The following is a 26,543-nucleotide window of genomic DNA, read 5'->3' as shown; positions in this document are numbered from 1 at the left end:
GGTCCCCATGTCGCTCCGCCCGACCCTGTGCCGTGATGTCCCGACCGCAACGGCAGCCGTCGCCCGTGCTGCGTTCCCGCATGGCAGCCCCTATCTGCGCCTGCGTGACCACCTTGGGACGATCTTCTCCGACGCCCAGTTCGCGTCCCTCTTCGCCCCGTGCGGGCAGCCAGCCGAATGCCCGTGGCGGTTGGCGCTGGTGAGCTTGCTGCAGTTCGCTGAGAACCTCTCTGATCGGCGGGCGGCTGATGCGGTCCGCAGCCGCATCGACTGGAAGTATCTGCTGGGCCTGGAACTCACCGACCCTGGCTTCGATGCCTCGGTTCTGAGCGAATTCCGCAGTCGTGTGGTGGCGGGAGGCTTAGAAGAGCAGCTCCTCGATACGCTTCTGGTTCTGTGCCGGGAGCACAAGCTGCTGGGCGCCCGAGGCCGCCAGCGCACCGACTCCACGCATGTGCTCGGAGCCGTCCGTTCCCTGAACCGTCTCGCCTGCGCGACCGAGACCATGCGGGCGGCCCTCAATGTCTTGGCCTCCGCGGCTCCCGCATGGTTGCGCGCTCATGCCAATCCCGCCTGGATCGAGCGGTATGGCAGGCGGGCTGACGACTATGACGTCCCGCAAGGCGAGGCGAAGCGGCGCGCCTACGCTGAACAGATCGGGCACGATGGCCATCGGTTGCTCGCGGCGATCACAGCCCCTGACGCACCAGCATGGTTGCGCGAGATCCCGGCTGTTGAGCTGCTGCGGCAGGTCTGGGTGCAGAATTTCTGTCTCACCGCCCCGGCTCAGACCGGAGAACCTGAGGATGGCCTATGCTCTGAGACCACTCCCCGGGTGCGGTGGCGGACTGAGCATGAGGGATTTCCACCCTCCCTGCTGATGGCCGGATCGCCCTACGATCCAGAGGTCCACTATGCCAATAAGGGGACGACGACCTGGATTGGCTACAAGGTTCATCTGACCGAGGCTTGTGACGAGGGCGGCCCGCACCTGATCACGCATGTGGAGACTACGCCGGCACCGGTCGTGGATCGCGACGCTCTCGAAGACATCCATGCGGCGCTCGAAGCCAAAGGTCTGCTGCCCGACACCCATCTTGTCGATGCTGGTTACGTCGCGGCCGATCAACTCGTCGCCAGTCGCCGGACCTATGGCGTCACGCTCCTGGGGCCGGCTCCCCAGAATTATCAGTGGCAGACCCAATCCGGTGATGGCTTCACCTTGCAGGACTTCATCTTCGATTGGGATCGGCAAGTCGCGATCTGTCCGGCCGGGCACGAGAGCCGGAGCTGGCGTCCCGATTACTGGCAGGGACGAACCGCCTTCAAGGTGCGCTTCTCGACAACCCACTGTCGTCCCTGTCCGGTGAAGGCACAGTGTACCCGAAGCGAGCGGCGGCTTCTGACGCTGCGCCCACAAGAGGAGCACGAGACCCTTGCAGCGGCTCGCGAGCGTGAGGCGCAGCCTGCCTTCGCCAAAGAGTACCAGAAGCGCGCCGGCATCGAGGGAACGATCTCGGCCGGGGTCCGGGTCCTACACCTGCGGCGCTCCCGCTACATTGGGTTGGCCAAGACGCATCTGCAACACGTGCTGACGGCCGCCGCCATGAACCTCATTCGGCTCGGGGCTTGGTTCGCGGACACGCCGCTCGCACGAACCCGGCAGTCCACATTCACCAAGCTCATGATGGCTCCCGTCCCAGCATGAGGCATTCGCCAGCAGTATCTTTCCCGAAACAAGTCCACTTTGGCAGCCTGCAACCGCAGATGCTGCAGGAACAGATAGGCGATCAGCGTCATTAGCGCGTGTCGGTGCAGCCCGCGCCACGAGCGGCCCTCGAAGTGATCGAGCCCGAGTTCTTCCTTGAGCTGCTGGTGCGCCTGCTCGCACATCCACCGGGCTTTGATGAGAGAGGCCAGCTGCTTCAGGGCTGTGTCCGGTGGCAGGTTGGACAGGTAGTATTTGCACTCGCCCGACGAGCGATGCTCGCCCACCAGCCACACCTCGTCGCCGGGCAGATGCTGACCGGTCCGTCCCTGAAGACGCACCTCAGGCCCATCAGCCACCCGCACGCGCACGGCTGCGAACTTCGCCTTCAGCGGACCCTTGGTGCCCCGCCGCCAGGTGACCTGACGCCAGGAGGCGGTGGCCAGCATGGCTTCGGCCGCGATTGCCTCCTGATCTGGGATGAGCCGCGTGCGGGGTCGGCCGCGCGATGGCAGGGGCGTGATCATCTGCACGTCCGCCGTGTAGACCTTCTGAATGCGCGGAATGCCCACCGCCCAGAGCAGCCCTAAGGCTGAGAGCGCCTGCCGGAAGGGCGCACTGATGCCATAGCCGGCATCCGCCAGCACGGCTCCGAAGCTCACGCCTGCCTGCAGCAGACGCTTGAGTTCCTCCAGCGCGATCTCCGGCTTGGTGCGCTGCGTCCAGAACGCCTCGGGCACGCCGGCCTGCTGCAGGCGCTCGGGATCCTTGATCCAGGTGTCGGGAAGAAACAGCCGCAGCACGATCGGGACCGGCACCTCGCCTTTGGCGAGGGTGAGCGAGACCAGGCTCTGACAATTCGCATTCTTGCCCACCACTCCGGCATATTGCGAGGTGACGCCCACGGAGTGCGTGCCCTTCTTGAGCAGCGCGGTGTCGTCGATCACCAGGATGGCGTCAGGCCCGCCGACGAGCCCGTTGGCCTGGGCCAGGAGTTCAGCCTCGAGCGGCGCCTCGTCCCACGGGCCCACCGCCACGAAGTGATGCAGTTGATCATAGTCAGCCGGCGCCACGCGCGCCGCCATCGGCTGCAGGCTCTTGCGCTCACCGGGACCAATCAGGCCAGCGACATAGAGCGGGCACATGCGCCGCCGGGCCGGGTGGCTCAGGGGCTTGAGGAAGGGTTCAAGCCAGGACTGGAGTTCATGCTCCCACGCCACTGAGGTGCTCATGACAACCTCCTGCGGATGATCCTTCAGGGAAGACGTCGGCAGGCCTCGCGGGGTTCCTCATGCCTGCCAAAGTAGTGCTAGCTGTTTGGTAGCGGAACGTTGTTGGGACCGGGTGCGTTACGCCATTGAGGAGTATACTTGGCGCTTCGATGGCCTGCGACGCCGGGCTTCTCCCCGCAGGAGGATGTGATGCACTCCCTTCATCCGCAAGCCCGCACCACCCCGGCCGTTCGCCAGGAGATCGCCCGCTCGCGCGAGCCCACCGGCGTGCTGGCTCAGCGCTTCAGCGTCAGCACCGAGACGATCCGCAAGTGGCGCAAGCGCGGCCCCAAAGACTGTCAGGACCACAGCAGTCGGCCGCACAAACTGCCCTGGAAAGCCACCGACGAGGAGCGCGCCATCGTCTGTGCTCTGCGCCAGGCCACCGGCTTTCCGCTCGATGATCTCACCTTCATCGTCACGCACTTCCTGCCGCATCTGAACCGCGATGCCGTCTACCGCATCCTCAAGGCGGAAGGCTTAGGCCGCCTGCCGCCGGCACAGCAGCACAAGCGGAAGAGCGGCACGTTCAAGGACTACGATCTCGGCTTCATCCACATCGACATCAAACACCTGCCGAAGCTGAGAACCGCCAATGGCGAAAGCCGCAAGCGCTTCCTGTACGTGGCCATCGACCGCTGCTCGCGCTGGGTGCACCTGGCGGTCAAGGACGATGAGCTGGCCACCAGCGCGGTCGCTTTCCTGACCGAGGCGGTGCGCGCCTTCCCGTTGAAGATCACACACGTGCTGACCGATCGCGGCTCGTGCTTCACCGCCGATGGCTTCGAGGACGCCTGCCGGAAGCTGAAGGTGGAGCATCGCAAGACCAAGCCCTACACGCCGCAAACCAATGGTCTCGTGGAGCGCTTCAACGGCCGCGTTCAGCGCGAGGTGCTGGGCATCACCATCGAAAGCCACCGGGATCTGGAGACGCTGCTCAAGGGCTTCAACCAAGCCTACAACAGGAGACGTCAGCGCGTGCTGAAGGGGCGATCCCCCGAGCAGGTCGTGCACAGCCGCCTGGTCGCCGAGCCGAAGCTGGCCAACCGGCGCTACAAGCCGCCCGATTCAGACGCGTTGCCGCCAGCCCTCCAGGTCGTCGCTGCCGCCAAGGAGGTCTCGCATCCAGACACCGAGACTATTCGCATACGATGCTTCTCTCCGGGAATTGCGACCTGAGCAAGCTGAGGACCACGATCTGCGAGTTTTTACGCACCCAAGGAGCAACTGGATGCACAAAGCGACGTTCCCCACGTGCCGAGATCGAAGCGCCTCTACTTCGGCGTCAGTAATTGCGACAGAGTTTGTTCATCACTGTTCACCGGCATCGGAGATGAGTATCTCTCTGCGCAAGCATCAGTGCGGAATCATTGATGTTGCCTTAGCGCTCATTGCTCTAGCCGCGGCAGTCGCCGCCTTTATGATACTGAATGATGCAGCAGAGGACCATAAGCACAAGCCAATTCCAGAGCTGCGATCGCTGTCTTGAAGTTGCTTCCTTGCAAATCTATTGATCCGGCTTGGGTGAACTTGAACTATGCGGCATAGCGGAATGACGGATGCGCAAAGTAGCTGCGGATTCGGCCGGGCGACTTGGCGAGCCGACGCATGTGGCTGATGACGGCGGGCTTGAGGGCGGGCTTGCTGCGGGCGGGTGGTTTCCGCGTCACGGCGTGCTTCAGGTCAGCGTTCAGGCCCTCGTCCGGGTTCAGCTCCGGGCTATAGGAGGGCAAGTGGAAGACCTCGATCTGCCCTGGATGCTCGGTCAACCAGTCCTGCACCGCCCGAGCCCGATGGACCGGCAGGTTGTCCCAGATCAGAAACACCTTGCCGTTGGCATCCTGGATCAGCCGGGTGAGAAAGCGGATCAGGCTCGGAGCCTTGAGCGCGCCCTCGAGCACCATCCAGCGCAACTCGCCCTTGTTGGTCACAGCTGAGATCAGGCCCAGCCCCGCGCGCTTGTGACTGGGGCGCACCACCGGCGTCCGGCCGCGCGGGGCGAAGCTGCGGCCGCGCACATCATCGGAGCGCGAGCCGGTCTCGTCCCCCCAGAAGATCGTGCCCTTCTCTCCTCTGGCTTGCGCCACGATGGCCGGATAGTCCTGTCGCAGCCAGCGCCGTACGGCTTTTGGCGACTGCTCATAGGCGCGGCGGAGTGGCTTCTGGGCCGTGAAGCCCCAGCGTGCCAGGTAGGTGCTCATCGTGCGCACCGCCAGCCGGACCCCGCAGTGCCGCTCGATGAGCTCCCGCACCGCCGCCCGGCTCCACAGGGCAAAGGGCAGGCCCAGCTCGTCGGGCGTGTGCCGGCGGATCAGCGCGCGGACCTGCGCTTCCTGCTCGACCTGGAGAAACCGGCCTGTGCCAGGGGCCGGGCCGCGCGGCCCGCTGGCCAAGCCGGCCTGGCCCTGCTCGGCGAAGCGGCGGCAGATATCGAAGACGCCGGTGCGCGTCAGACCCACCTGCGCGGCAATGGCATCATAAGTCAGGCCGCTCTCGCGCAGGCCGATCACCTGCCGGCGGCGCTCCTCTTGCGCGGCTGCTGGCAGCTTGCGCATGTCTATATGCTTCATCCAGCCAAACTGGAGTCTTCCGCAGCAGATTTCAAGAGTACCCAAGCCGGATCAATAAGTGCAGGTGTCCACCATGCTCAGGTATTTATTTCACATCTGCGACGGAGAAGAGGCTCTCGACGAGCAAGGCACCGTCCTCGCCAGCCGTGACGAGGCCCGCGCCCATGCAATTACTGTTGCAGGTGAACTCCTCAGAGATGCCGGGAAGAAGGGGTGGCGTGGAAGCGAGTGGCGGCTGCAGGTCACCGACTTGGCGGGTGCGACAGTCTGCACACTCAACTTTCTGGTTGAGGACGGCAGCACAAGCTAGTCGGCGCTGTCACATGTGGACATCAGGTACGGCCCTATCGCAACTCCTGGCTAGAGTTGAAGGGATGGAACCGAGCGTCGCTCCACCTCATGCAGCGATCAGATCGAACTGCTCTACAAGCGAGAGGTCCGAGCGGCAGGCATACTTCGCCTGCCCTTTGCACACCATGTGAACCAGTTCGATCCCGCTCAGAATCACACGGGCACTGCTGATTGACTCCAGACCCAACATTGAACTGACGCGCCCCTTGATCGCCCGATAGTCCTGCTCAACGCGATTATTGAGATCGATGCTCTGCCGGATACAGATTGGTTTCAGCTTGCGCCTTTCTTGCAGCCTGTCCGCCATATCGCAGGACAGGATCGCTTCATGGTTGGTCTGGCGATCATCACTGGTACTCCGCCCTGGTCGGCCGTGTCGCTTGAAAGCCTTGCGAAGAAAGCGTTGTGCGGCGGTGAAATTTTGCCACTCGCTAAACCAGACATTAACCGTGTCACCGGTGCTATCACTGGCGCGGTAGAAATACTGCCACTCGCCAGTGACCGGACGCCTGCGGAGGTTGAACTGCTCCAACAAGAGCGAGGCCTAGAGCACCGGACAGGAAATCCGACTCCTGGGGTTTTGGGCTGGTGCGATCTGTGATTCACTCTCCTGCACGGGAGGTGGATCATGGGCCACTGCTATTCTCTCGATCTTCGGGTGCGCGTCGCCGACTTTGTCGAGGCGGGCCATCCCTGCCGGGCGGCGGCTCGCCACTTCGGGGTCAGTGACAGCTGCGCCATCAAGCTGATGCACCGGAAGCGGCCGTCCGGCTCCCTGGCGCCGGCCCGGCAAGGCCGCCCGCCGGGAAGCGGCAAGCTGGTGCCCTATGAGAGCTTCCTGATCCAGACGGTCGAGGCCAAGCCCGCCATCACCATGCCCGAACTGGCCGCTCGGTTGCGGGAGGAACACGGGATCGTGGCAGCCCCGGCGATGCTCTCGCGCTTCCTGTGCCGGTGCGGCTTCAGTTATAAAAAAAGCCCTGATGGCGGCGGAGTGCGCACGCACCGACGTGCGGGATGAGCGCCGGGTCTGGCATACTCACCGTCAGCCGCGCATGCGCGAGCAGCCGCACCGCTTGGTGTTTCTGGATGAGACGTACGTCAACACCAAGATGACGCGTCTGCGCGGCCGCTCTCGCCGGGGCCAGCGCCTGCGCATGAGAGCGCCCTTCGGCCACTGGAAGACACATACCTTTCTCGCTGGGCTGCGGTGCAACGAGTTGTGCGCGCCCTGGATCATCGATGGTCCGATCACCCGGTTAGCGTTCGAGGCTTACATCGAGACGCAGCTCGCGCCGACGCTGCGCAAAGGCGACGTGGTGATCCTCGACAACCTGGCGGTCCACAAGAGCGAAAAGGCTGCGCAGTGTCTGAGAGAACGCGGCGCCTGGTTCCTGTTCCTGCCTGCTTATTCGCCTGACCTTATTGAGCCGGTCCTCATTGTCTTGAAAGGGTCTTGGTTGGCTCCAGCTTCATCAGCATGAAGCACGTGGACATGCGCAAGCTGCCGGCGGCGGCTCAAGAGGAGCGCCGGCGGCAAGTCATTGGGCTCCGGGAGCGCGGGCTGACCTACCGGGCGATCGCGGCCCAGGTTGGGCTGTCGCCAACCGGGGTCTTCGACATCTGCCAGCGGTTTGCGGCCGAGGGCGCGCAGGGGCTGGTGAGCAAGCCACGCGGGCGCAAGCCGGATGAGCAACGGCTGCTGGATGCCGCCCAGGAGGCCGAGATTCAGCGCCTGATCTGCCGGCACACCCCGGACGAACTGGACCTGCCGTTCGCCCTGTGGAGCCGGGCGGCGGTGCGTGCGGTGATCTGGCAGCGCTGTGGGATTGCGCTGGCCGTGCGAACCGTGGGCAAGTATCTGGCGCGCTGGGGCTTCACCGCGCAGAAGCCGCTCCGGCGGGCGTACGAGCAGAACCCGGCCGCGGTGCGGCACTGGCTGCGGCGGGAGTACCCGGCCATCGTCGCGGCGGCCCGGCAGGCGCGGGGCACCATCTTCTGGGGTGACGAAACCGGTCTGCGCGCCGACGACGTGCGCGGCCGCGGCTATGCGCCCCGGGGCCGGACGCCGGTGATCCGGGTCTGCCATCGGCGCGCCGGGCTGAGCCTGATCGCGGCGGTGAGCAATCGCGGCGCCTTGCGCTGGATGATTGTCGACGCGGCGGTGAATGCCGCAATCTTGATCCGTTTCCTGCAACGCCTGATCCGCGAGGCAAAGCGCAAGGTGTTCCTGATCCTGGACCGGCTGCGGGTGCATCGCGCCGCCCGGGTCCGCGACTGGCTTACCGCGCATCGGGCGAAGATCGAGGTCTTCTACCTGCCGGCTTACAGCCCGGAGCTGAACCCGGAGGAGTGCCTGAACGCCGACCTGAAGCAGGTTGTCACCCGCCAGGCGCCCGCGCGCAGCAAACAGCAGCTCAAGCGGGCAACGGTCAGCCATATGCGTCGCCTCTCGAAATCGCCCCGGCGCGTCCGAAGCTATTTCAGCCACAAACCCGTCCGCTACGCCGTATGCTCAAGACAATGAGGACCGGATCAATAATCCCATTGAACAGGCCTTTGCCAAAATCAAAGCACACCTGCGCAAGGCTGAGGCCCGAACGTTCGACGCACTCTGGCGCGCGCTCGGTGACATATGCGATTTGTTTGAGCCGCCAGAATGTTGGAACTTCCTCAGGGCTGCCGGATATGCGTCCGTTTAACAGTCCGATGCTCTAGTGATCCGTCCAGCGCTGGATGATGGCACGATCCATCGCCACGCCACGTCCGGCCATTGGGGGTGTCATGTCTGGATGGCGCCCGTTTGGCAACGTGATTGTTGATGACGTTTGGGCCTCGCGGTGCGGGTGCAGTCATGTCTCCGGCCTCCAAGCGCCGTGCTACATGACCGCAGGCCCTGATGTTTTACGCTGAAGCTGGTCCCTCTCACGTTATCGCGCTTGACTGACGCAAGACAATGCCACGGGTTTGCCAGTTCCGGCGGTCCATGTCCGCTGTAGCTTCACATCACCTCATCATCACCGTGCCAACTGGATGTCCTAAGGGGTTTCTATTCAGACCGGTCGTGTCACGAGGATCGTCGTATCGATCGACCCAACCCAAAGTATGACCGCCGCAATCTCTCCCGATGATTGGCCCACCCACAAAGACAATCGAGCCCAATGATGAAATCAGCTAATGTCAGAACGTCAAGGCTCTCGAGGTGAACTTCACCAGCGAGAGCCGGCGAAGCGCCATCGTGCAGGAGACCGCTATGAGCCCGATCATCGAAGAATGCATCCTGATCGTGGACAGCAATCCGGATTTTTGCGAGCGGCTTGCGCAGGAGTGCCGGGTTGCCAACTACACTGTTTTGACCGCCCACACGGGCGAGCGGGCCCTTCTCATCCTCACGCATCGGCAGCACCGGATCGGCTGGCTATACTGCCGTGCTGCTCTACCGGGCTTGATCGATGGCTGGATTCTGGCAGACCAGTATCACGACGTCTATCCCAGCCGCCCTGTCATCGTCGCCGCTCACACCACATACCTCTCGGCGCGCGGCGACATCGTCCTGAACGAGCCGACAGTGACTGTCGTGTCAGAAACAATTCGGCATGTCATCGAGGGGGCAGAGGCGACTCGAGCCGCTGCTCCGCTCGGGTTCAGCGAGCATCGACGCGCTGCATAAAAGGTGCGTCGCGTCCGTGGCCCGTTGGTGAGGTTGCGAACACAGCGCGACAGCAATGGAGCTTCGAATGGCATGGAACTGTCGCATTGATACCGGTCATTCTCCCTTGCCCGACCTCTCCCCGGAGGAGATTGAGCAACAGATCATCCGCGCCTACGTCCAGCTCGTGTTCGCGGCCGGGAATACAGCCGGCGTTCGAACCACTCTTGTTGCACGGTTCTGCTCCCTTGAGGTGCGTCTCAGCGAGCTTCCGGATGCGTTCGTCTTGCAGGATCTGCCGCCATTCTGGCTCGAGATTTACTCGCATACCACCCGCTCGACAGTTGATAGTCTCGGATGCTTTGAGTTCGATGAAGCCGAATTGGCCATGGCCGTAGACTTAGTGCTGAAGGCGCGGCACCGGCGCGAGCTCTATCACTAGCAGGCTGTTGAAAAAGTCCGTGGCGGCGCAGGCTCGGCTGTGATTCATTCGAGACGGGCAACTGGAGGAAATGAATGCGCGGACGGGATGAGCGGACTGGAGAACTGTTCTCCTATGTCGATCTGGAGGCCCGGGTGCGCGCGGATCATGCTTTGCGGGCGATCCGGGAGATTGCCAACCAGGCGCTGGTCCTGCTTCAGCCTGCACTGGCGGCTCTGTACGCGCGACGCATGGGGCGGCCGTCCATCGCGCCCGAGAAGCTGCTCCGTGCCATGCTGCTGCAGGCCTTCTACTCGATCCGCTCTGAGCGCCAGCTGATGGAGCGGCTCGAATACGACCTACTCTTTCGCTGGTTTGTTGGGCTCGGCATTGATGATGCCGCCTGGGATCACTCCACCTTCTCCAAGAACCGTGACCGGCTTCTCGACGGCGACATCGCGGCTCAGTTCCTGGCCGCCATGCTGGCCCAGCCCAGGGTGAAGAAGCTTCTATCCACGGACCACTTCTCGGTCGATGGCACCCTGATCGAAGCCTGGGCATCCATGAAGAGCTTCAAGCCGAAGGACGGTGCAGGTGATCCGCCGGCCGATGGCGGGCGCAACGCAGAGGCCAACTTCCGGGGTGAGAAACGCTCGAACGACACCCATGCCTCGACCAGCGATCCGGATGCGCGGCTCTACCGCAAGGGAGCCGGCAAGGAGGCGAAGCTGTGCTTCCTCGGACATGCACTCATGGAGAACCGCTCCGGCCTGGTAGTGGGCGCCTGTCTGACGCGCGCTGATGGCTATGCCGAGCGCTTGGCCGCCCTGGCTTTGATGGAACCCTATGCCGATCGGCCGCGGGCGATCACGCTCGGCGCCGACAAGGCCTATGACACGCAGGACTTCGTCCGTGAGTTGCGGACCATGAAGGTCACACCGCATGTGGCGCAGAACGCGAACGGCCGGCGTTCAGCTATTGATGGACGCACCACCCGGCATGCGGGCTACGCGGTCAGTCAGCGCATCCGCAAGCGCATTGAAGAGGCCTTCGGCTGGATCAAAACTGTCGCTGGCCTAGCCAAGACGCGGTTCCGGGGTGTTGAGCGGGTAGAACTGGCCTTCACGTTCGCAGCCGCTGCCTACAATCTGGTGCGCCTGCCCAAGTTGCTGGCGGAGAGCCGCTGATGGCCAAGGTACCAGCCTTTGCCAAGGCGTTTGCCGGCCGCTGGCGCATCGTCGGGATGGATGTTTGGGACAACGACTTCCTCGATCTCGTCGAAGAGGCGCATCTCACCCTGACAGGCGAAGCGGACGGGGAGATTGCGTTCGGCGCGCTCAAGGGCTTCTTGGATGTCCGCTACGGCTCGCGCGACGGGGCGGCCTGCGCCGAGTTCTCCTGGGAAGGCAACGACGACAACGACCCAGCGTCTGGGCGTGGATGGGTCGTGCTCGGGACAGCAGGCCGTCTCGTCGGCCATTTCTACATCCACGACGGTGATGATTCAGGCTTCGTCTGCGAACGCAGCTGACTTCTTCAACAGCCTGCTAGGGGCTTGGCAGGCAACAACCTGCCCAAATGGGCAACTGGTGCGTTGTTGGAACAAGGACCATCCGTTCTGAACGGAGCTGCCGATGTCGCTACCCTCCCTTCACCCATGTGGATGCCCCAAGTGTCACTCGCGCAAGCCCCATCCGGACCGCATGCTTCATCGGCAGATCAACCTGCTTGCCAGCCGGCTCGACGAACAGCAGCGCCGGTGGTTTATCGCGTTTGAGGCGATGCGGATCGGCTGGGGCGGCACTCAGCGGCTTGCCCAGATCACGGGCTTGAGCCCCCATACCATCCGGCGCGGCCGTCGCGAACTCGAGGCCGGGCTTGTTGACCGCCCCACCGAGCGCGTGCGGGTCGCCGGTGGTGGCCGTCCCACCCGAGAGGTCCAGGATCCTGAACTCCCACAGACCTTGGAGGAGTTGCTCGAAGGCGAGACAGCGGGTGACCCGATGGGTCGGCACGCCAAAGCCAAGCGGAGTTCTCTGCATCATCTGAGCCATGAGCTTGCCGTCGCAGGACACCCGGCCAGCCGCCCCACGGTGGCGCGCCTGCTGCGCCAATTGGGCTACTCGCCCAAAGCCAATGCACGGCGTACCGAGGCGCACAGCACGCCGCCTGAGCGCGATGCGCAATTCCAGCACATCGCCGAACAGCGCGCGCAGTTTGCAGCCACAGGTGAGCCGATCATCAGCGTGGATTCGAAAAAAAAAGGAATTGGTCGGTGACTTCAAGAACCCGGGCCAGACGTGGTGCCGGAGAGCCGAGCCGGTCTTGGTGCACGACTGGCCGCAGGATGCAGTCGGTCAGGCCATTCCTTACGGCATCTACGAGATCACAACCAACAGCGGCTATGTGTGCATCGGCGATTGCTTTGACACCCCGCGCTTTGCCGTTGAGGCGATCAGTGACTGGTGGGAGAGCGAAGGACAGAAGCGCTTTCCAGAAGCCGGGCGTCTCCTCGTCCTGGCCGATGCGGGCGGCTCGAACAGTTGCCGCTCCCGAGTTTGGAAAGCCCAGTTGCAAGAACAGCTCTGCGATGCCTGCGGGCTCGAGGTCAGCTATGGTGGAACCTGATGGAGTGGATGCCCCCTCCTGACGGCATCACAATGTGCCAAGGTGGTGATCTGAGGATCATTCACAAATGGAGAGGGCATCCGTGACAGACGTTAACATCATTGGTCTCGACCTTGCAAAGCGTGTCTTTCAGGCGCACGGCGCCCGCGCCGATGGGAGCGTGGCCTTTCGCCGGAAACTGACCCGCCAGCAGGTTCTGACGTTCTTCTCCAAGCAGCCACGTTGCATTGTTGCGATGGAGGCCTGCGCCACAGCGCATGACTGGGGCCGCGAACTTCAGGTTCTCGGGCATGAAGTGCGGCTCATCCCGCCGGTCTATGTAAAACCTTTCGTTAAGCGCCAGAAGAACGACGCGGCGGACGCAGAGGCCATCGCCGAGGCGGCGGCACGCCCGACCATGCGGTTCGTCACAGTCAAAACCGAGGAACAGCAGGCGCGAGCGATGGTCTTCCGCACGCGGGATCTTCTCGTGCGCCAACGCACGCAGCTGATCAATGCGCTGCGGGGGCATCTCGCCGAGCACGGCGTCGTCGCGCCACAGGGAACAGCCAAAGTGAAGCTGCTCAGCGATGTGATCGAGGACGTCAACACGACCCTTCAGCCACTGGTCGTCGAACTCGGTCGCCTCTATCTCGACCAGATCGCAGCCCTCGACGGCAAGATCGCGGATCTCGAGAGGGTGTTGAAACGCGAGGCCGCGCGTGGGGTGACGACGTCACGCCTGCAGACCATGCCCGGGATCGGGCCGATCACCGCAATGGCGATCGAAACCTTCGCACCGCCGATGGAGAGCTTCAGACGCGGACGCGACTTCGCCGCCTGGCTCGGGCTTGTCCCGGTCCAGCACTCCACCGGCGGCAAGCAGGTGCTCGGGCGCACCTCGAAGATGGGCCAGCGTGATATCCGACGTCTGCTCATCATCGGCGCGATGGCTGTCGTCAAGAGCGCAGGGCGCAAGAGCGCGCCGGAAGGCTCCTGGCTTGCCCGCATGCTGGCGCGCAAGCCGAGGATGCTCGTGGCCATTGCGCTGGCGAACAAGATGGCGCGGTCCGCCTGGGCCATGCTGACGAAAGGCGAGGACTTCAGAGTTCCGGCAGCAACGGCGTCGTGATCGGGAGATCCGGCATCGATCCTGCCGGTGCGTCAGGCGTGTGAGGAGGTCGAGGAACAGTAAGGGCAAAACGATCGGTCAGATCGGGAGCAGGAAAAGCATTATCACCCAAAGAGCTTCGCGCTCGGGAATTTGATCTGCACCTGCTCCGCGTATCTCCATACCGGCCAGCGGCATGATCATGGCCGCAACAGAAGGCCTGATACATGACCGCACCCGATCACATGCCGAAGCTGTTCAGAAATCCCTTGCGCGAACGGGGGCATCCATACATGGGTGATGACGGTGTGAGAAAGGCGGCGTATCGAGGCGGGTGTCGAGCCTGCCAGAACCTCTCCAGGAGAGCGATACGTCATGAACGAGACTACCAGCATTGTCCGCCTTCGTCAGCCCGATATCATTGACGATCCGCTGACGGATCTTCTCCGAGCCGGCGCGCGCAAGCTGCTGGCCCAGGCCATCGAGAGCGAAGCCGAGGCTTATCTGGCCAGCATGCGCGATCTGAAGCTGCCGGACGGCCGCGAGCGCCTGGTCCGGCACGGCCACGGACCTGAAGGCACTGTTGCGGTAACCTCGGCAGTATAATCCAGAGCGGCCAATCGAGGAGCCGCCCTGTTGTCTTTGTTCAAGCGCCGCCGTTTCCCAGTCGAGATCATCCTGCTGTGCGTGCGCTGGTACTGCAAGTACGGGATCAGCTATCGCGATCTGGCAGAAATGATGTCCGAGCGCGGTGTCAGCGTTAATCCAAGCACGATCTTTCGCTGGGTTCAACGCTATGCCCCGGAGATTGAGAAGCGGGTGCGACCAAACCAGGGACCTCGCTCAGGCTCATGGCGGGTGGACGAGACCTATGTGCGCGTGGGGGGCGCTGGCGATACTTGTTTCGAGCGGTCGACAAACACGGTCGTCTGATTGCCTCCATGCTGTCCGGCCGGCGTGATACTGGAGCCGCTTATCGCTTCTTACGCAAAGCTCTGAGGATAGTGAGCAACTATCCTCCCTCCTCCATCACGACCGACAAACTGGCATCCTATCCGAACGCCATTCGACGCTTGCAGGACGAAGGGCTGCTGTCGCAGGACGTCGAACATCGCACCTCGAAATACCTCAACAACATCATCGAGGCCGATCATGGCGCGCTCAAGCGCGTCATCCGGCCGACGCGCGGCTTCCAGACGATGAGAACCGCCGCCGTGACCCTGATGGGCTTCGAAACCATGCGCATGATCCGCCGCGGTCATTACAACAAGCGGGGATGTCGAGCGACAGGCGAAGTCCGTCTCATCAATCAGCTCTTCGGTCTTGCTGCCTGAGCGGCCCGTTAAACCGGGTCCGTTATGCCGTTTTCAAGTTACTGCAACGGTGCCGTTGCAGGGCGAAGCCGTCTCGCCATTCCGCGCTGGGACGTGCGCTCGGCAATCCGGAATTCCCGCCACCGAATTCAGGGGAATGCCCGATCCCGAAGCATGCCGCGGGGTGCTAGGCTCCGCCGGGAGCCAATCGTTTTCCAGTCACCCACGGAGACAAAGCCCATGGGGCGATAGCGACCCTTGTCTGCCGGCCAGCCCTCGACGCGGCCGCCGCCGACCTCGACAGGACACGCCTGGAACTGCTGAGGGCGAGGAACAGGCTCATGACCCTACGCGAGGCGCTCGACGGGGCCCTCGAGGAGGCCCTGCAACGCCAGTCCTTCGCGCCCCTCGAGCATCTCTTCCGCGCGGAGGAGGCCGCAATGGCGGCTCCGTTGCATTAACCTTGGCAGTTTAATGAAGGGCGGCCGTCGAGGAGCCGTCCTGTTATCGATTTTCAAGCGCCGTCGCTTTCCGGTTGAGATCATCCTGCTGTGCGTGCGCTGGTACTGCAAGTACGGCATCAGCTACCGCGATCTGGCCGAAATGATGCAGGAGCGCGGTGTCGCCGTTGACCCATCCACGATCTTCCGTTGGGTTCAGCGCTACGCTCCAGAGATTGAGAAGCGAGTTCGCCGATATCAGGGCTATCGATCCGGGTCATGGCGGGTCGACGAAACCTACGTGCGGGTTGGCGGCAAATGGAAGTACCTGTTCCGTGCCGTCGACAAGCACGGCCAGCTGATCGACTTCATGCTGTCAGACCGCCGCAATACCAAAGCAGCCTATCGCTTCCTGCGCAAAGCCCTGAGGACGATGAGCAACTTTCCGCCGAGATAGCGTCGTAAGTTGGGGACGGCATGAAGGGATGAAGCGGCGTATCGTGGGGGTGTTCGAGCCTCCACTTCTCCACCGAAGGAGGGATACGCCTTGTCTGATCATAACGTCTTCAAGCTCGCCCAGCCAGGGAGCTTTACCGACTCTCTGACCGACATCCTGCGCGAGGGTGCCCGCGCCTTACTGGCCCAAGCCATTGAGGCCGAAGTCGCCGATTTCCTCGCCCAGCACGCCACACTCAAGACGGAGAACGGACTGCAGCGCCTGGTGCGCCACGGCTATCTGCCATCCCGCGAGGTGTTGACCGGCATTGGCCCGGTCGGCGTGCGCCAGCCCCGCGTGCGTGACCGGCAGGCGAGCCCGACCGAGCAGGTTCGGTTCAGGCCCTCGATCCTGCCACCCTATGCCCGGCGCTCGAAGAGCCTGGAGGTGCTCATCCCGGTCCTGTACCTCAAAGGCATCTCCACCGGCGACTTTGCCGAAGCGCTCTCGGCCCTGGTGGGCCAGGACGCGCCCGGGCTGTCGGCCTCGACCATCGCTCGCCTGAAGCAGGTCTGGAGCGAGGACCATGCCCGCTGGCAAAAGCGTGATCTGTCGGCCAAGCGCTATGTCTACCTGTGGGCGGACGGCATCCATCTGGAGGCACGCTTGGAAGACCAAGCCCAGTGCATCCTCGTCCTCATCGGGGCGACGCCGGAAGGCAAAAAGGAGTTGGTAGGCTTTACCGATGGCCTGCGCGAGAGCGCCCACTCCTGGCGCGACCTGCTGCTGGACCTGAGACGGCGGGGATTGGCGGCTGCGCCGGAAATCGCGGTGGCCGATGGTGCGCTGGGCTTCTGGAAGGCGCTCGGCGAGGTCTGGCCTCTGACGCGCGAGCAGCGCTGCTGGGTGCACAAGACCGCCAATGTCCTCAACCGGCTGCCGAAGAGCCTTCACGCCAAAGCCAAATCCGCCCTTCAGGCCATCTGGATGGCCGAGACCAAGAAGGATGCTCTGGCCGCGTTCGACGCCTTCACGCAAACCTACCGCATCAAGTACGAGAAAGCCGTGGACTGCCTGGTCAAAGATCGCGATGCGCTCCTGGCCTTCTACGATTTTCCCGCCGAGCACTGGAAGCACCTGAGAACGACCAATCCGATTGAAAGTACGTTCGCCACCGTGCGGCACCGAACAATCCGGGCCAAGGGGTGTCTGTCAAACCAAACTGCCTTGATCATGGTCTTCAAGCTGGTCGAGGGAGCTCAGAAGGGCTGGCGACGCCTTGATGGACCAAACCAGTTGCCAAAGCTGATCCAGGGTGTGAAGTTCGCTGACGGCCTTGAGGTCGGTGCTTCCCAACCTGGATCTCAAGCTCAACCCGCCGCCTGATCTGTCAGGCCGTCACCAAAATCTGGCGTTATCTCCTAGCCGCCCTCATCCATCACAACTGACAAACTGGCGTCGTATCCCAAGGCAATCCTGCGCCTGCAGAAGGAAGGCCTGCTCTCGAAAGATGTCGAGCACCGCACCTCGAAATATCTGAACAACATCCTTGAGGCCGACCATGGAGCACTCAAGCGCGTCATCCGGCCGACCCGCGGCTTCCAGAGGATGAAAACCGCCTCCGCCACCATCAAAGGCTTCGAGGTGATGCGGATGATCCGCCGCGGCCATTGCGGCTTGGCACAGCGTGACGTGACAGGCGAAATCCGCCTTGTGAACCAGCTCTTCGGCCTTGCGGCCTGAATGACCGATTCGACGGGGTTCGTCTTGTCCCTTTCAAGTCAATGCAACAAAGCCCCATCATGTCCATGGCTAAAGCACTGTCTATATTGACGTCTATATAGACAGACCATCCACAGTCTCACTCACAAGCGCAATGCGTCCTTCCTCGGAAGCGTACCTCATGTAGCCTAAGTAGGTCTTCATAAGACTTGCAACGCAAGCACTGCGGGTGTTCCCTGGAGAGCATGCAACACCATGATCACTCTCCCGAAACGTGGCTCGACGAGGCGGATCGCAAGCGGCTTACTGCCGCGCTTTCTGGTGCCCGTGAGGCCCGGGTGTATCGCCGCCTCGAGGCGCTGCTGCTGGTGGCCGAGGGCCATCCCGTCGCCGAGGCGGCCCGCCGCTGCCGGGTCAACCGCTCCAGCGTGCACCGCTGGCTCGTCCAGTACCGGGCCGAGCATCAGACCACGGCCCTGATCGACCGGCCGCGCAGCGGACGTCCCCGCCGTCAGCCGAGGCTCACGCCGCAGCGGCTGGCGGCGGCCCTGGCGCGCGACCCGCGCCGCTGCGGCTACCAGGCTACGAGCTGGACGGTGCCGCTTATCGGGCGACATGTAAAACTAGATTCCTGACGACATGAAGAGCTGGACCCATCGCGCCTACTTTTGAGAGGACGAGATGAGGTCACAGGAATGTCAGAGTTCTCCCCGGGCGGAGGTCCCGCGGGGAGAGGTGATGCGAACGCCGGATGATGTGACGGCGATGCTGCGGTTGAAGGCTCTGGGCTGGGGCATCAAGCGGATTGCCCGCGAACTGGGGTGCAGTCCCATGACCGTTCGTCGTTACCTGGCCGAAGGCGGCTACCGGGTCTATCGGCGTCCCATCCGCCGGCGCACGCTGACGGGGCTCGAGGACTGGCTGGCCGAGCGCTTCCACCGCCATGCCGGCAATGCCGATGTCGTGCGCCAGGAGCTTGTCGCTGAGAAGGGTATTGACATCAGCCTGCGCACGGTGGAGCGGGCCGTCATCGGTCTGCGGCGTGAGCTGGCGGCACAGGCGCGAGCCACCGTCCGTTTCGAGACCCCGCCCGGGCACCAGTTGCAGATCGACTTCGGCGAGCGGCGCGTCCTGATTGCCGGAACCTCCACCAAGGTGTTTCTGTTCGTGGCCACTCTGGGCTATTCGCGCCGCCTGCATGTCCGTGCCTTCCGCAACGAGCGCCAGGAGAGCTGGTTCGAGGGGCTGGAAAGCAGCTTCCGGCATTTTGGTGGGGTGCCCGCTGAGGTCCTGTTCGACAATGACCGTGGCCTGGTCCAGCACCATGACGTCCAAACGCGGGAAGTGGAGTTCAATGCCCGCCTGCGCGCCTTTGCCCGGCATTGGGGCTTCCGGCCGCAGGCCTGCTTTCCGTACCGGGCCCGCACCAAGGGCAAGGACGAACGCGGCGTTGGCTATGTGAAGAAGAACGCGGTCGCCGGACGTGCCTTTGAGAGTTTCGCCGCCCTTGAGGCTCATCTCGCGCAGTGGGAGCGCGAGGTGGCTGATCAGCGGGTGCACGGCACCACCGGGGAGGTGCCGGCCGAGCGCTTTGCCCGCCAGGAAGCCCAAGCCCTCAAGCCGCTGGATGGAATTCCATCCTTCCAGGTTCTGCGGGAGGTCACGCGCAAGGTCCATGCCGACTGTGCCATCGAGGTGGATGGCAATGCCTATTCGGTGCCCTGGCGGTTGATTGGAGCGACCGTCCGGGTGGTGATCTCGGACAGGACCGTGCGCATCTGTCATGCCGGCCAGGAGGTGGCGGTACATGTCCGGCCAGCGGGACGCCGGCAGCGCCTGGTCGATCCGGCGCACTTTGAGGGGGTTGCCGGCTTTGGCGGCAAGGTGGTTCGCGCCGAGCCTGCCGCGGGGATGTTGCTGCGGCCCCTGGCTGAATACGAAGCCGTAGCCGGGGGAGGCTTCTGATGGAGGTCTCGCACGATCATCTGGTGGCGATGCTCACCCGGCTCAAGCTGACGGCCATCCGCGACCAGCTCGACAGCCTGGTGGACGAGGCGGGGCGGCGGGAGTTGACGATCCGGGAAGCCCTGGGACTGTTCTGCGAACGGGAGATCGCGCGCAAGGACGAGCGGCGGATCGAGATGAGCATTGGCTTGGCGCGATTTCCGTTTGTGCGTGATCTGGCAGGCTTCGACTTTGCGGCCCAGCCCTCCATCGACAAGGGCCAGATCCGGGAGTTGGCCACGGGCCGGTTCATTGCCAATGGCGAGGCTGTTCTGCTCTTGGGACCGCCCGGGGTCGGCAAGACGCATCTTGCCGTGGCCCTCGGCCGGGAGGCGATCGTGGCCGGCTACACGGTCTTGTTTGTGCCTGCGCCCGCGCTGGTGGCGCAGCTGGCCAAGGCTCATACCGAGGGGCGGCTTGAGGAGCGGCTGATGCACTATACCAAACCGAAGCTGCTGATTGTCGACGAACTTGGGTATCTGCCGTTTGAACCGGATGCAGCGCACCTGTTCTTCCAGCTTGTCTCACAACGACCACCAAACTGATGAGTTGGATCCCCGTTCGGTCGAACGGGTTCGGATTACAGCCTCACACCATCCCCTGTTTGGCCAACTGGTCCGCGTGATACGGCGCAAGCGCCACAACGGTGAACCGCACTTGGTTATTGAAGGCTCGGATGGCGGGCGGCAGGTTCTACCGGCTCGCCACGTGGAGGCAGCGGCTCCGCTGCCCAGGGTGGCCGCTCCGGCTCTCACCTTCACCCCCGGCAGTCTCCGGGCGCTGGCCAGCCTGGTCGCTGGTTTACGCAATGCGCCGTTTCCTGCTCCCGAGGCCCGCCATGCGCCTGCACCGTCAGACCCCACCCCTCCAGGTGTGGAGCACCCTCCAGCCCGAGATCCGCCAGCTCATGGTCGCCCTCTGGACCGACCTCGTGCAGCGCCAGCTTCGCCTCGCCCCGGGACACGCGCACGCGCAAGGAAAGCCGTGCCATGACTGCGATCTTCCCCAAAATCGAACCCCGTCACCTGACGCGACGCGCCATCGTCTACATTCGCCAGTCGACGCCGCGGCAGGTCCAGAACAACCAGGAGAGCACCCGCCGGCAGTATCAGCTGGCCGAGCGAGCGTGCCAGATGGGCTGGGCCGCACCCCAGGTCGAAGTCATTGACGAGGACCTGGGACAGTCTGGCGCCAGCAGCCACCTGCGGACGGGCTTTCAACGCCTGGTCGCTGCAATCGGCCTGGGAGAGGTCGGCATCATTCTGGTGACGGAGGTCTCTCGCCTGTCGCGCCGCAACAGTGACTGGCATCGCGTGATCGAATTGTGTGCCGTCTTCCGCACCTTGATTGCGGACGAGGACGGCGTGTACTGCCCGCAGGATCCAAATGACAGACTGCTGTTGGGCGTCAAAGGCACCCTATTTGCCGCGGAATTGCATATCCTGCATGCCAGGATGCGCGGCAATCTGCTCAACAAGGCCCGGCGCGGCGAGCTGGCCCTGCGCCTGCCGGTCGGCTATCGGCGGCTGGGGGACGGCACCGTCGTGCTCGATCCCGACGACGAGGTCCGGGCCGTGCTGATCCGGATCTTCGAGCGCTTCGCCCTGCTGCGCAACGGGCGCGCGGTTCAGCGCTACTTGGCGGATCACGGCCTCAAAATGCCGCGGTTGATCCAGCAGGGCGCCGAGGCTGGCCGCATCGTCTGGGTCCGGCCCACCTACCAGATGATCCAGCAGGTTTTGACCAGCCCAGTTTACGCCGGAGTCTTCGTCTACGGGCGCCGCAAGCAGGAGATCAGCCCCGGGGATCCTCCTGTCGTGACCACCCGACGCTGCCCCGTGGATGAGTGGGATATCGTCATCCCAGGCGTCTATCCGGCCTATCTCAGCTATGATCAGTACCTGCTGAACCGGCGCTCCCTGCAGGACAACCTCTACAACTTCGCTGCCAAACGGCACGGCGCCCCGCGCGAGGGACGCGCTCTGCTGCAAGGCCTCGTGATCTGCGGGCGCTGTGGCCGGCGCATGAGCGTCAGCCATGGCAGCGATCGTCTGCGCTATGAGTGCCGGCGGGCGCAGATTGATTACGGCGCCCCGCTGTGTCAGGCCTTCCCGATCTCGCATCTCGATCGGGCGGCGGGAGAGGCTTTCCTGGAGGCGGTCAAGCCGGCAGCCCTTGCGACGACCTTGGAGGCGCTCGCCGTGCTCGAACACGAGCGTCAGGCTCTCGACCGGCAGTGGCAGCTCAGGCTTGAACGCGCCCGCTACGATGTCCAGCGCGCTCAGCGACAATACGATGCGATCGAGCCCGAGAACCGCTTGGTCGCCCGAACGCTCGAGACACGGTGGAATGCGGCCTTGGAAACGCTCGAGCAGCTGGAGCAGGACTACGCCGTCATCCGGCGGACGGAACTGCTGCCTCTGGATGGGGCCGAGCAACAAGCCGTTCGGCATCTGGCCGGAGATCTGCCAGGCCTCTGGCATGCCGGCACGACCACTGCTGTGGACCGCAAGCGCTTGCTGCGCCTGGTCATGTCAGAGGTTGTCGTCTCTGTTGATCCCCAGCACCGCCGGGCGGAGGTCGTCATTGTGTGGAGCGGTGGAGCGACAAGCCGGCACGAGGTGCACTGTCCGCCAGTGGGGTGGCATGCTTGCACTGAGCCCGAGGTGCTCGCGCGTCTGCGCGTTCTGGCAGAGAAATACCCTGACCATCAGATCGCAATGTGGCTGAACACTGAAGGATTCCGCACGCGGACTGGCAAGTTCTGGACCTATGCCCGGGTTCACTCGATGCGCAAGCAGCATGGCATTCCCACGTTGTGTCCCCTGCAAACGCAAGGGGCTGTCCAGCGTGCGGATGGATTGATGCCGGCCAGGACGGCCGCGCAGCGGCTTGGCGTCTCGCCCTCCTTGCTGCATGTGTGGGTACGTCACGGCGTCTTGGACTTCGATCAACATCAGACGGCATCGCGGGTCTGGGTTCGCTTGAATGAAGACGATCTGGCTCGCCTCGATGGCACGAGCCCGATCGGTTATCGCCTGCCGCGCTTTGCCCAAGTGATGGCGGATGAGCATTTGTCGCGGGATGCGCTTTGGGCGAAGGTTCGCGACAGAGACTATCAAGCCTTCCGGGTGCCGCATGGCCAAGTTTGGGAGTGGCACCTACGACGCTTACCCGGGCCGGCGGTTTGACGTGACCAGAAGAGGAAGCATCATTATGAATGACGATCTGACACCAGTTGGAAGAACAGATGCGCCGCATTCGCCTCGAACGGCAGATAGCCGAGCTCGTCGATGATCAGCAGCTTCGGTCGTGCCAGGATCGTCAGCTGCTTGTCGAGCAAGCCGTCGTCATGGGCCTTGGCCAGCATCGCCACCAGGGTCGCGGCCGTGACGAACTGCACGCTATAGGTCTGCCGGATCGCCTCGCGTCCGAGAGCCACTGCTAAATGGGTCTTGCCGGTGCCCGGCGGCCCCAGGAACAAGACCATGTCACCATGGGCAACCCAGCGGCATGTGGCCAATTCCCGGATCTGACGATGATCCAGCGACGGCTGTGCGTCGAAGTCAAAGCCATCGAGCTCGCGCACAAATGGGAACTGGGCGATCTTGCTCGCCATGGCGATCCGCCGCTCGTCGCGCCGTGCGATCTCGCGCCGGACCAGGAACGCCAAGGCCTCGCGCAAGGTCATGTCTGAGCGGGCTGCCTCGTCCAGCAGCGTGTCGAGCTGGTCGCGGATCGCCGTCAGCTTGAGCCGATCGAGCATCGCCACCAAGGTCTCGTGATCGATGGCCGTCATCACCAGCCTCCTCCCACCAGCGCCTCATACTCGGCCAGCGGCCGCAGCAGGGCGGGCGGCACAACGATGTCCGTCGGCGCCGACCGCACCGGCCCCGCAGCGCCGACCACACCGGCCAGATGCGCACGCTCGACAATCCGTTGGCGACGGCCGCGGCACAGGGCATGGTCGGCCACGACCTCACCCGCATGACGTACGATCACGCGTCCGCCCAGCACCACGACCTGGACGCTCTCCCCGATCAGCCGCCACGGCACCGAGTAGCTGTTCGTGTCCAGGTCGATCGCGCAGTCGGCCTGAACCTTGCGCACCAGATCCCGCAGCTGCCCGAACGGCGCCCGGGCGCCGAGGGGACGAAGCGCCCCGGCCTCGTCCGCAAAGCGCTCTGCCGGAGCCACGCCGGTGGTGCCGTGCACCCGCTGATCGGCGATCTCGCGCGTCCACCGGTCCAGATGCGCCTCGAGGGCCGCCCAGCTCTCGAAGCGGCGGCCGGCAATGGCATTCTTCTTGACGTAGCCGACCCCACGTTCGTCCTTTCCCTTCGTGCGCGCCCGGTAGGGCGCACAGGCGCGGGGTGCAAATCCCCAGTAGCGGGCAAAGGCATGCAGCCGCCCATTGAACCGCACCTCCCGAGTGGCCGCATCGTGATGCTCGACGAGCGCCTTGGGATTGTCGAACAGCACTTCGGCTGGAACTCCGCCGAAGCGCAGGAAGGCCCCTTCCATGCCCTCGAACCAGTCCGCCTGGCGCTCCCGCAGCGAGGGTCGGATATGCAGCCTGCGCGAGTAGCCCAGCGTTGCCACAAACAGGTGCACCCGAACCCGCTCACCGCCGATCCAGACCCGCGTGTCGCCGAAGTCGATCTGCATCTGATGGCCGGGGGCCGTCTCAAACCGCACGGTTGCGCGCATCTGCGCCGTCAACTCCCGGCGCCAGCGCTGCACCCGAAGCTCGACCGAGCGCAGCCCGATGACGATGCCCTGTTCGCTCGCCAGCTCCTGGCGCACCACGTCCGCGTTGCCACCATGCCGGAAGAAGCGCTCCCGCAGCCAGTCATCCAGGCCGTCGAAAGCTGTCCGGCGCACGGGCTTGCGGAAAGCAATAGCACCGCCTTGGCGCAGATAGCGCCGCACCGTGTTGCGCGCACATCCGAATTCCTTGGCCAGCCGCTTGGCTCCCCAGCCAAGCCCATGCAGCCGCAGCATCGCGGCCACCTCTTCAGCCTGAAGCATCTCGTCTCCCCGCATCGTCCGCGACAATGCAGGATCTGCCAAATCCCCGATCGACATCCATTCCTCCTTTGCCGAGCAGGGGTCAGGTCTTGATTTCGTCAGGGGACGCATTGCCTCACGTTGAATGTTACCGGTAGGCTCGCTGTCCCGGACGGGATGCGCCATCTTTTGTCATCCTGTTGCGGGGATGGTGGATGGCAAGGCATCTCAGCATGGCAACACGCTCGGAACTGGTTGAAGCAATCATCGAGCGTTACCGATCAAGTGGCCGGGCGGACAAGCAGCGCATCCTGGATGAGTTCATTGCGGTCACCGGCTATCACCGCAAGCATGCCATCCGGATCCTCTGCCGACCTGAGAAGAAGCCACCCGCTACCAAGCAATATGCTACCCGTTATGATGGCAAGGTCCGCGAGGCCCTGGTGGTGTTGTGGGAGGCGTCCGATCGTCTCTGCTCGAAACGCCTGAAGCCGATGATCCCCATCTTGTTGCCGGCCCTGGAGCGGCATGGCCGGCTCGACGTGGATGACGAACTGCGCGGCAAGCTGCTGACGGTTAGCGCGGCCACGATGGACCGATTGCTGTCGCAGGTGCGCGTTGTGGCGCGGGGTGGTCAGCGCCGCCGCGCCGGAATGAGTTCGGCGGTGCGCCGCTCGGTTCCGGTGCGCACCTTCGGCGACTGGAATGATCCTCCACCCGGCTATGTCGAGGTCGACTTCGTGGCCCATTCCGGCACCTCGTCATCCGGCAGCTTCGTTCAGACGATGGTTTTGACCGACATTGCCACGGGCTGGACCGAGTGCGTGCCGGTGCGCACGCGCGATGGCGGTCTGGTGATCGCGGCGATCCAGCAGGCCCGGTCGCTGTTTCCCTTCCCGCTGCTCGGCGTGGACTTCGACAATGACAGCGCCTTCATGAACGAACTGGTGGTCTGCTGGTGCCGAGGTCAGGGGCTGGAGGTGACGCGGTCGCGCGCCTACCGCAAGAATGACCAGGCCTGGGTGGAGCAGAAGAACGGCGCCATCGTGCGCAGACTGGTGGGCTATGGCAGGTTCGTCGGAGCGGAAGCGACGGCCTCACTATCTCGCCTCTTTGCTGTGGTGCGTCTGCACGGCAATTTGTACCAGCCGTCATTCAAGCTGCAGGAAAAGACCCGGATCGGGGCCCGCGTGATCAAGCGCTATCATGCGCCAGTGCCGCCTGCCGCCCGCGTGCTGGCTCATTCCGGCGTGAGCGAGACAGACAAAGCACGGCTACGGGTCCTGATGGAAGCATCGGATCCGGTGATGCTGTTCACCGGGATCCGCGTGGCTCAGGAGGAGCTCGGCAGACGAGTCGATCGTCGTGGCCTGAACAGCACGCTTGAGGAACCGATCGCCATTGATCTTCAGCGCTTCGCGGCGAGCTTGAAGACGGCCTGGCAGGCCGGCGAGACGCGACCGACGCATCGACGACCGTATCGGCGGGCCAAGCCATATCCGAAGCGGCCGAGCATGTTTGAGCCGCATGAGGCCCAGATCAAGGCGTGGCTTGAGGCCGAGCCCGCGATCCCAGCGGCAACGGTGCTCCAGCGTCTCATGGATGCCGATCCGTCGCACTTCCGGACGAGGAGCCTGAGGATGGTGCAAAGGGTCGTGAAGCCTTGGCGAGCTGAGGTGATGGGGCGGATCATTCTCGACGGCGACTGGATCAAGCGGATGCCCACCTACCCTTCAGCTGCGGGAGGAGAGATTGTTCACTCCATCGCAACGCCTGGTAACATTCTTCGGTGAGGCAACAGGGGGGATCAGTTTCTCAGTTCGGCCGACAGCGTCTGCGCGTTCTGGCAGAGAAATACCCTGACCATCAGATCGCAATGTGGCTGAACACTGAAGGATTCCGCACGCGGACTGGCAAGATCTGGACCTAT

Annotated in this window: 22 protein-coding genes and 9 pseudogenes; 25 read left to right on the top strand and 6 right to left on the bottom strand. The window is 63.7% G+C overall.

Going from position 1 to position 26,543, the window contains the following annotated elements:
- Positions 1–7: 7 nt before the first annotated feature.
- Positions 8–1,567 (top strand): annotated as a pseudogene (locus tag U0023_RS26875) (IS1182 family transposase); the annotation flags it as partial.
- On the opposite strand, the gene U0023_RS26870 reads toward U0023_RS26875, so the two are convergent.
- Positions 1,555–2,940: an IS701 family transposase gene (locus tag U0023_RS26870; RefSeq protein WP_009491816.1), complete on the bottom strand. Its 1,386-nt coding sequence runs from the start codon at positions 2,938–2,940 to the stop codon at positions 1,555–1,557. The pseudogene U0023_RS26875 and the gene U0023_RS26870 sit on opposite strands and share 13 nt — an antisense overlap.
- Before the next feature lie 189 nt (positions 2,941–3,129).
- Between U0023_RS26870 and U0023_RS26865 the strand changes: the two genes are divergently transcribed.
- The gene (locus tag U0023_RS26865) at positions 3,130–4,158 is read left to right on the top strand and encodes an IS481 family transposase (protein ID WP_009491865.1); all 1,029 of its coding nucleotides are present in this window, start codon (positions 3,130–3,132) and stop codon (positions 4,156–4,158) included.
- Positions 4,159–4,514: 356 nt separating this feature from the next.
- Here the strand turns inward: U0023_RS26865 and U0023_RS26860 are convergent, their stop codons facing one another.
- A complete protein-coding gene (locus U0023_RS26860) occupies positions 4,515–5,549 on the bottom strand; it encodes an IS630 family transposase (RefSeq protein ID WP_040638543.1) in 1,035 nt (344 codons plus the stop codon).
- 73 nt (positions 5,550–5,622) lie between these two features.
- On the opposite strand from U0023_RS26860, the gene U0023_RS26855 reads away from it, so the two are divergent.
- Positions 5,623–5,859: a DUF6894 family protein gene (locus U0023_RS26855; RefSeq protein WP_009491863.1), complete on the top strand. Its 237-nt coding sequence runs from the start codon at positions 5,623–5,625 to the stop codon at positions 5,857–5,859.
- Positions 5,860–5,946: 87 nt separating this feature from the next.
- On the opposite strand, the pseudogene U0023_RS26850 reads toward U0023_RS26855, so the two are convergent.
- Positions 5,947–6,444 (bottom strand): annotated as a pseudogene (locus U0023_RS26850) (DDE-type integrase/transposase/recombinase); the annotation flags it as partial.
- Between the two features lie 84 nt (positions 6,445–6,528).
- Between U0023_RS26850 and U0023_RS26845 the strand changes: the two are divergent.
- From U0023_RS26845 to U0023_RS35690, 20 genes and pseudogenes are all read left to right on the top strand, one after another.
- A complete protein-coding gene (locus U0023_RS26845; RefSeq protein WP_009491861.1) occupies positions 6,529–6,921 on the top strand; it encodes a helix-turn-helix domain-containing protein in 393 nt (130 codons plus the stop codon).
- Between the two features lie 34 nt (positions 6,922–6,955).
- Positions 6,956–7,384, top strand: a complete 429-nt coding sequence (locus U0023_RS26840; RefSeq protein WP_245272941.1) for a transposase — start codon at positions 6,956–6,958, stop codon at positions 7,382–7,384.
- A complete protein-coding gene (locus tag U0023_RS26835) occupies positions 7,381–8,427 on the top strand; it encodes an IS630 family transposase (protein WP_322883862.1) in 1,047 nt (348 codons plus the stop codon). The genes U0023_RS26840 and U0023_RS26835 overlap by 4 nt, the downstream gene beginning before the upstream one ends.
- A 13-nt stretch (positions 8,428–8,440) precedes the next feature.
- A pseudogene (locus tag U0023_RS26830) lies at positions 8,441–8,602 on the top strand (IS630 family transposase); the annotation flags it as partial.
- Between the two features lie 551 nt (positions 8,603–9,153).
- Positions 9,154–9,570 (top strand): hypothetical protein, encoded by a 417-nt coding sequence (locus tag U0023_RS26825; RefSeq protein WP_322883792.1) that lies wholly within the window; start codon positions 9,154–9,156, stop codon positions 9,568–9,570.
- A gap of 67 nt (positions 9,571–9,637) precedes the next feature.
- The gene (locus U0023_RS26820) at positions 9,638–9,991 is read left to right on the top strand and encodes a hypothetical protein (protein WP_201842983.1); all 354 of its coding nucleotides are present in this window, start codon (positions 9,638–9,640) and stop codon (positions 9,989–9,991) included.
- 74 nt (positions 9,992–10,065) lie between these two features.
- Positions 10,066–11,157 carry an IS5 family transposase gene (locus U0023_RS26815; protein ID WP_009491873.1) on the top strand — a complete coding sequence of 364 codons (1,092 nt, stop codon included), beginning with the start codon at positions 10,066–10,068 and terminating at the stop codon, positions 11,155–11,157.
- A complete protein-coding gene (locus U0023_RS26810) occupies positions 11,157–11,501 on the top strand; it encodes a hypothetical protein (RefSeq protein ID WP_009491872.1) in 345 nt (114 codons plus the stop codon). The genes U0023_RS26815 and U0023_RS26810 overlap by 1 nt, the downstream gene beginning before the upstream one ends.
- A 172-nt stretch (positions 11,502–11,673) precedes the next feature.
- Entirely contained in the window at positions 11,674–12,249 is a 576-nt protein-coding gene (locus U0023_RS26805; protein WP_052600416.1) for an ISAzo13-like element transposase-related protein, read from the top strand.
- Entirely contained in the window at positions 12,239–12,598 is a 360-nt protein-coding gene (locus U0023_RS26800) for an ISAzo13-like element transposase-related protein (protein ID WP_322883791.1), read from the top strand. Before U0023_RS26805 ends, U0023_RS26800 begins: the two co-directional genes overlap by 11 nt.
- A gap of 82 nt (positions 12,599–12,680) precedes the next feature.
- Positions 12,681–13,709, top strand: coding sequence for an IS110 family RNA-guided transposase (locus U0023_RS26795; RefSeq protein WP_040637926.1), 1,029 nt, complete (start codon positions 12,681–12,683; stop codon positions 13,707–13,709).
- A gap of 354 nt (positions 13,710–14,063) precedes the next feature.
- Positions 14,064–14,273 (top strand): annotated as a pseudogene (locus U0023_RS26790) (IS256 family transposase); the annotation flags it as partial.
- A 51-nt stretch (positions 14,274–14,324) separates the two neighbouring features.
- A pseudogene (locus U0023_RS26785) lies at positions 14,325–15,022 on the top strand (IS6 family transposase).
- Between the two features lie 453 nt (positions 15,023–15,475).
- Positions 15,476–15,886: pseudogene (locus U0023_RS26780) on the top strand (IS6 family transposase); the annotation flags it as partial.
- A 102-nt stretch (positions 15,887–15,988) separates the two neighbouring features.
- Entirely contained in the window at positions 15,989–17,263 is a 1,275-nt protein-coding gene (locus U0023_RS26775) for an IS256 family transposase (RefSeq protein WP_322883790.1), read from the top strand.
- A 51-nt stretch (positions 17,264–17,314) separates the two neighbouring features.
- A complete protein-coding gene (locus U0023_RS26770; protein ID WP_322883861.1) occupies positions 17,315–17,620 on the top strand; it encodes a DDE-type integrase/transposase/recombinase in 306 nt (101 codons plus the stop codon).
- Between the two features lie 224 nt (positions 17,621–17,844).
- On the top strand, positions 17,845–18,234 hold the full coding sequence (locus tag U0023_RS26765) for a helix-turn-helix domain-containing protein (protein WP_322883789.1): 390 nt from the start codon (positions 17,845–17,847) through the stop codon (positions 18,232–18,234).
- A gap of 103 nt (positions 18,235–18,337) precedes the next feature.
- Entirely contained in the window at positions 18,338–19,564 is a 1,227-nt protein-coding gene (gene istA / locus U0023_RS26760) for an IS21 family transposase (protein ID WP_009489112.1), read from the top strand.
- Positions 19,564–20,136 (top strand): annotated as a pseudogene (locus U0023_RS26755) (ATP-binding protein); the annotation flags it as partial. The gene istA (U0023_RS26760) and the pseudogene U0023_RS26755, both read left to right, overlap by 1 nt.
- Positions 20,099–20,347: pseudogene (locus U0023_RS35690) on the top strand (hypothetical protein); the annotation flags it as partial. The pseudogenes U0023_RS26755 and U0023_RS35690, both read left to right, overlap by 38 nt.
- A 13-nt stretch (positions 20,348–20,360) precedes the next feature.
- On the opposite strand, the gene U0023_RS26750 reads toward U0023_RS35690, so the two are convergent.
- On the bottom strand, positions 20,361–20,594 hold the full coding sequence (locus U0023_RS26750; RefSeq protein WP_040639775.1) for a hypothetical protein: 234 nt from the start codon (positions 20,592–20,594) through the stop codon (positions 20,361–20,363).
- On the opposite strand from U0023_RS26750, the gene U0023_RS26745 reads away from it, so the two are divergent.
- The gene (locus tag U0023_RS26745) at positions 20,593–22,794 is read left to right on the top strand and encodes a recombinase family protein (protein WP_009495314.1); all 2,202 of its coding nucleotides are present in this window, start codon (positions 20,593–20,595) and stop codon (positions 22,792–22,794) included. The two genes, U0023_RS26750 and U0023_RS26745, sit on opposite strands and share 2 nt — an antisense overlap.
- 29 nt (positions 22,795–22,823) lie before the next feature.
- On the opposite strand, the pseudogene istB reads toward U0023_RS26745, so the two are convergent.
- Positions 22,824–23,402: pseudogene (gene istB / locus U0023_RS26740) on the bottom strand (IS21-like element helper ATPase IstB); the annotation flags it as partial.
- Positions 23,402–24,691 (bottom strand): IS21 family transposase, encoded by a 1,290-nt coding sequence (gene istA, locus U0023_RS26735; RefSeq protein WP_009489209.1) that lies wholly within the window; start codon positions 24,689–24,691, stop codon positions 23,402–23,404. The pseudogene istB and the gene istA (U0023_RS26735), both read right to left, overlap by 1 nt.
- A 137-nt stretch (positions 24,692–24,828) precedes the next feature.
- Between istA (U0023_RS26735) and U0023_RS26730 the strand changes: the two genes are divergently transcribed.
- Positions 24,829–26,406, top strand: a complete 1,578-nt coding sequence (locus tag U0023_RS26730) for an integrase catalytic domain-containing protein (RefSeq protein ID WP_009489210.1) — start codon at positions 24,829–24,831, stop codon at positions 26,404–26,406.
- Positions 26,407–26,543 lie beyond the last annotated feature (137 nt).

The sequence above is a fragment of the Microvirga lotononidis genome (assembly GCF_034627025.1).
Lineage (GTDB): Bacteria > Pseudomonadota > Alphaproteobacteria > Rhizobiales > Beijerinckiaceae > Microvirga > Microvirga lotononidis.
The sequence above is the reverse complement of the archived record's forward strand: the minus strand, read 5'-3'. Positions and strand labels throughout refer to the sequence as shown.

What these genes read in the sequence shown, in the direction of transcription:
- U0023_RS26810 (WP_009491872.1), top strand. Translation starts at nt 11,157, where the DNA reads ATGGCCAAGGTACCAGCCTTTGCCAAGGCGTTTGCCGGCCGCTGGCGC.
- U0023_RS26860 (WP_040638543.1), bottom strand. Translation starts at nt 5,549, where the DNA reads ATGAAGCATATAGACATGCGCAAGCTGCCAGCAGCCGCGCAAGAGGAG.
- U0023_RS26835 (WP_322883862.1), top strand. Translation starts at nt 7,381, where the DNA reads ATGAAGCACGTGGACATGCGCAAGCTGCCGGCGGCGGCTCAAGAGGAG.
- U0023_RS26745 (WP_009495314.1), top strand. Translation starts at nt 20,593, where the DNA reads ATGACTGCGATCTTCCCCAAAATCGAACCCCGTCACCTGACGCGACGC.
- U0023_RS26820 (WP_201842983.1), top strand. Translation starts at nt 9,638, where the DNA reads ATGGCATGGAACTGTCGCATTGATACCGGTCATTCTCCCTTGCCCGAC.
- U0023_RS26855 (WP_009491863.1), top strand. Translation starts at nt 5,623, where the DNA reads ATGCTCAGGTATTTATTTCACATCTGCGACGGAGAAGAGGCTCTCGAC.
- U0023_RS26825 (WP_322883792.1), top strand. Translation starts at nt 9,154, where the DNA reads ATGAGCCCGATCATCGAAGAATGCATCCTGATCGTGGACAGCAATCCG.
- U0023_RS26845 (WP_009491861.1), top strand. Translation starts at nt 6,529, where the DNA reads ATGGGCCACTGCTATTCTCTCGATCTTCGGGTGCGCGTCGCCGACTTT.
- istA (WP_009489112.1), top strand. Translation starts at nt 18,338, where the DNA reads ATGCGAACGCCGGATGATGTGACGGCGATGCTGCGGTTGAAGGCTCTG.
- istA (WP_009489209.1), bottom strand. Translation starts at nt 24,691, where the DNA reads ATGTCGATCGGGGATTTGGCAGATCCTGCATTGTCGCGGACGATGCGG.
- U0023_RS26840 (WP_245272941.1), top strand. Translation starts at nt 6,956, where the DNA reads ATGCGCGAGCAGCCGCACCGCTTGGTGTTTCTGGATGAGACGTACGTC.
- U0023_RS26805 (WP_052600416.1), top strand. Translation starts at nt 11,674, where the DNA reads ATGCTTCATCGGCAGATCAACCTGCTTGCCAGCCGGCTCGACGAACAG.
- U0023_RS26765 (WP_322883789.1), top strand. Translation starts at nt 17,845, where the DNA reads ATGCAACACCATGATCACTCTCCCGAAACGTGGCTCGACGAGGCGGAT.
- U0023_RS26730 (WP_009489210.1), top strand. Translation starts at nt 24,829, where the DNA reads ATGGCAAGGCATCTCAGCATGGCAACACGCTCGGAACTGGTTGAAGCA.
- U0023_RS26815 (WP_009491873.1), top strand. Translation starts at nt 10,066, where the DNA reads ATGCGCGGACGGGATGAGCGGACTGGAGAACTGTTCTCCTATGTCGAT.
- U0023_RS26870 (WP_009491816.1), bottom strand. Translation starts at nt 2,940, where the DNA reads ATGAGCACCTCAGTGGCGTGGGAGCATGAACTCCAGTCCTGGCTTGAA.
- U0023_RS26750 (WP_040639775.1), bottom strand. Translation starts at nt 20,594, where the DNA reads ATGGCACGGCTTTCCTTGCGCGTGCGCGTGTCCCGGGGCGAGGCGAAG.
- U0023_RS26865 (WP_009491865.1), top strand. Translation starts at nt 3,130, where the DNA reads ATGCACTCCCTTCATCCGCAAGCCCGCACCACCCCGGCCGTTCGCCAG.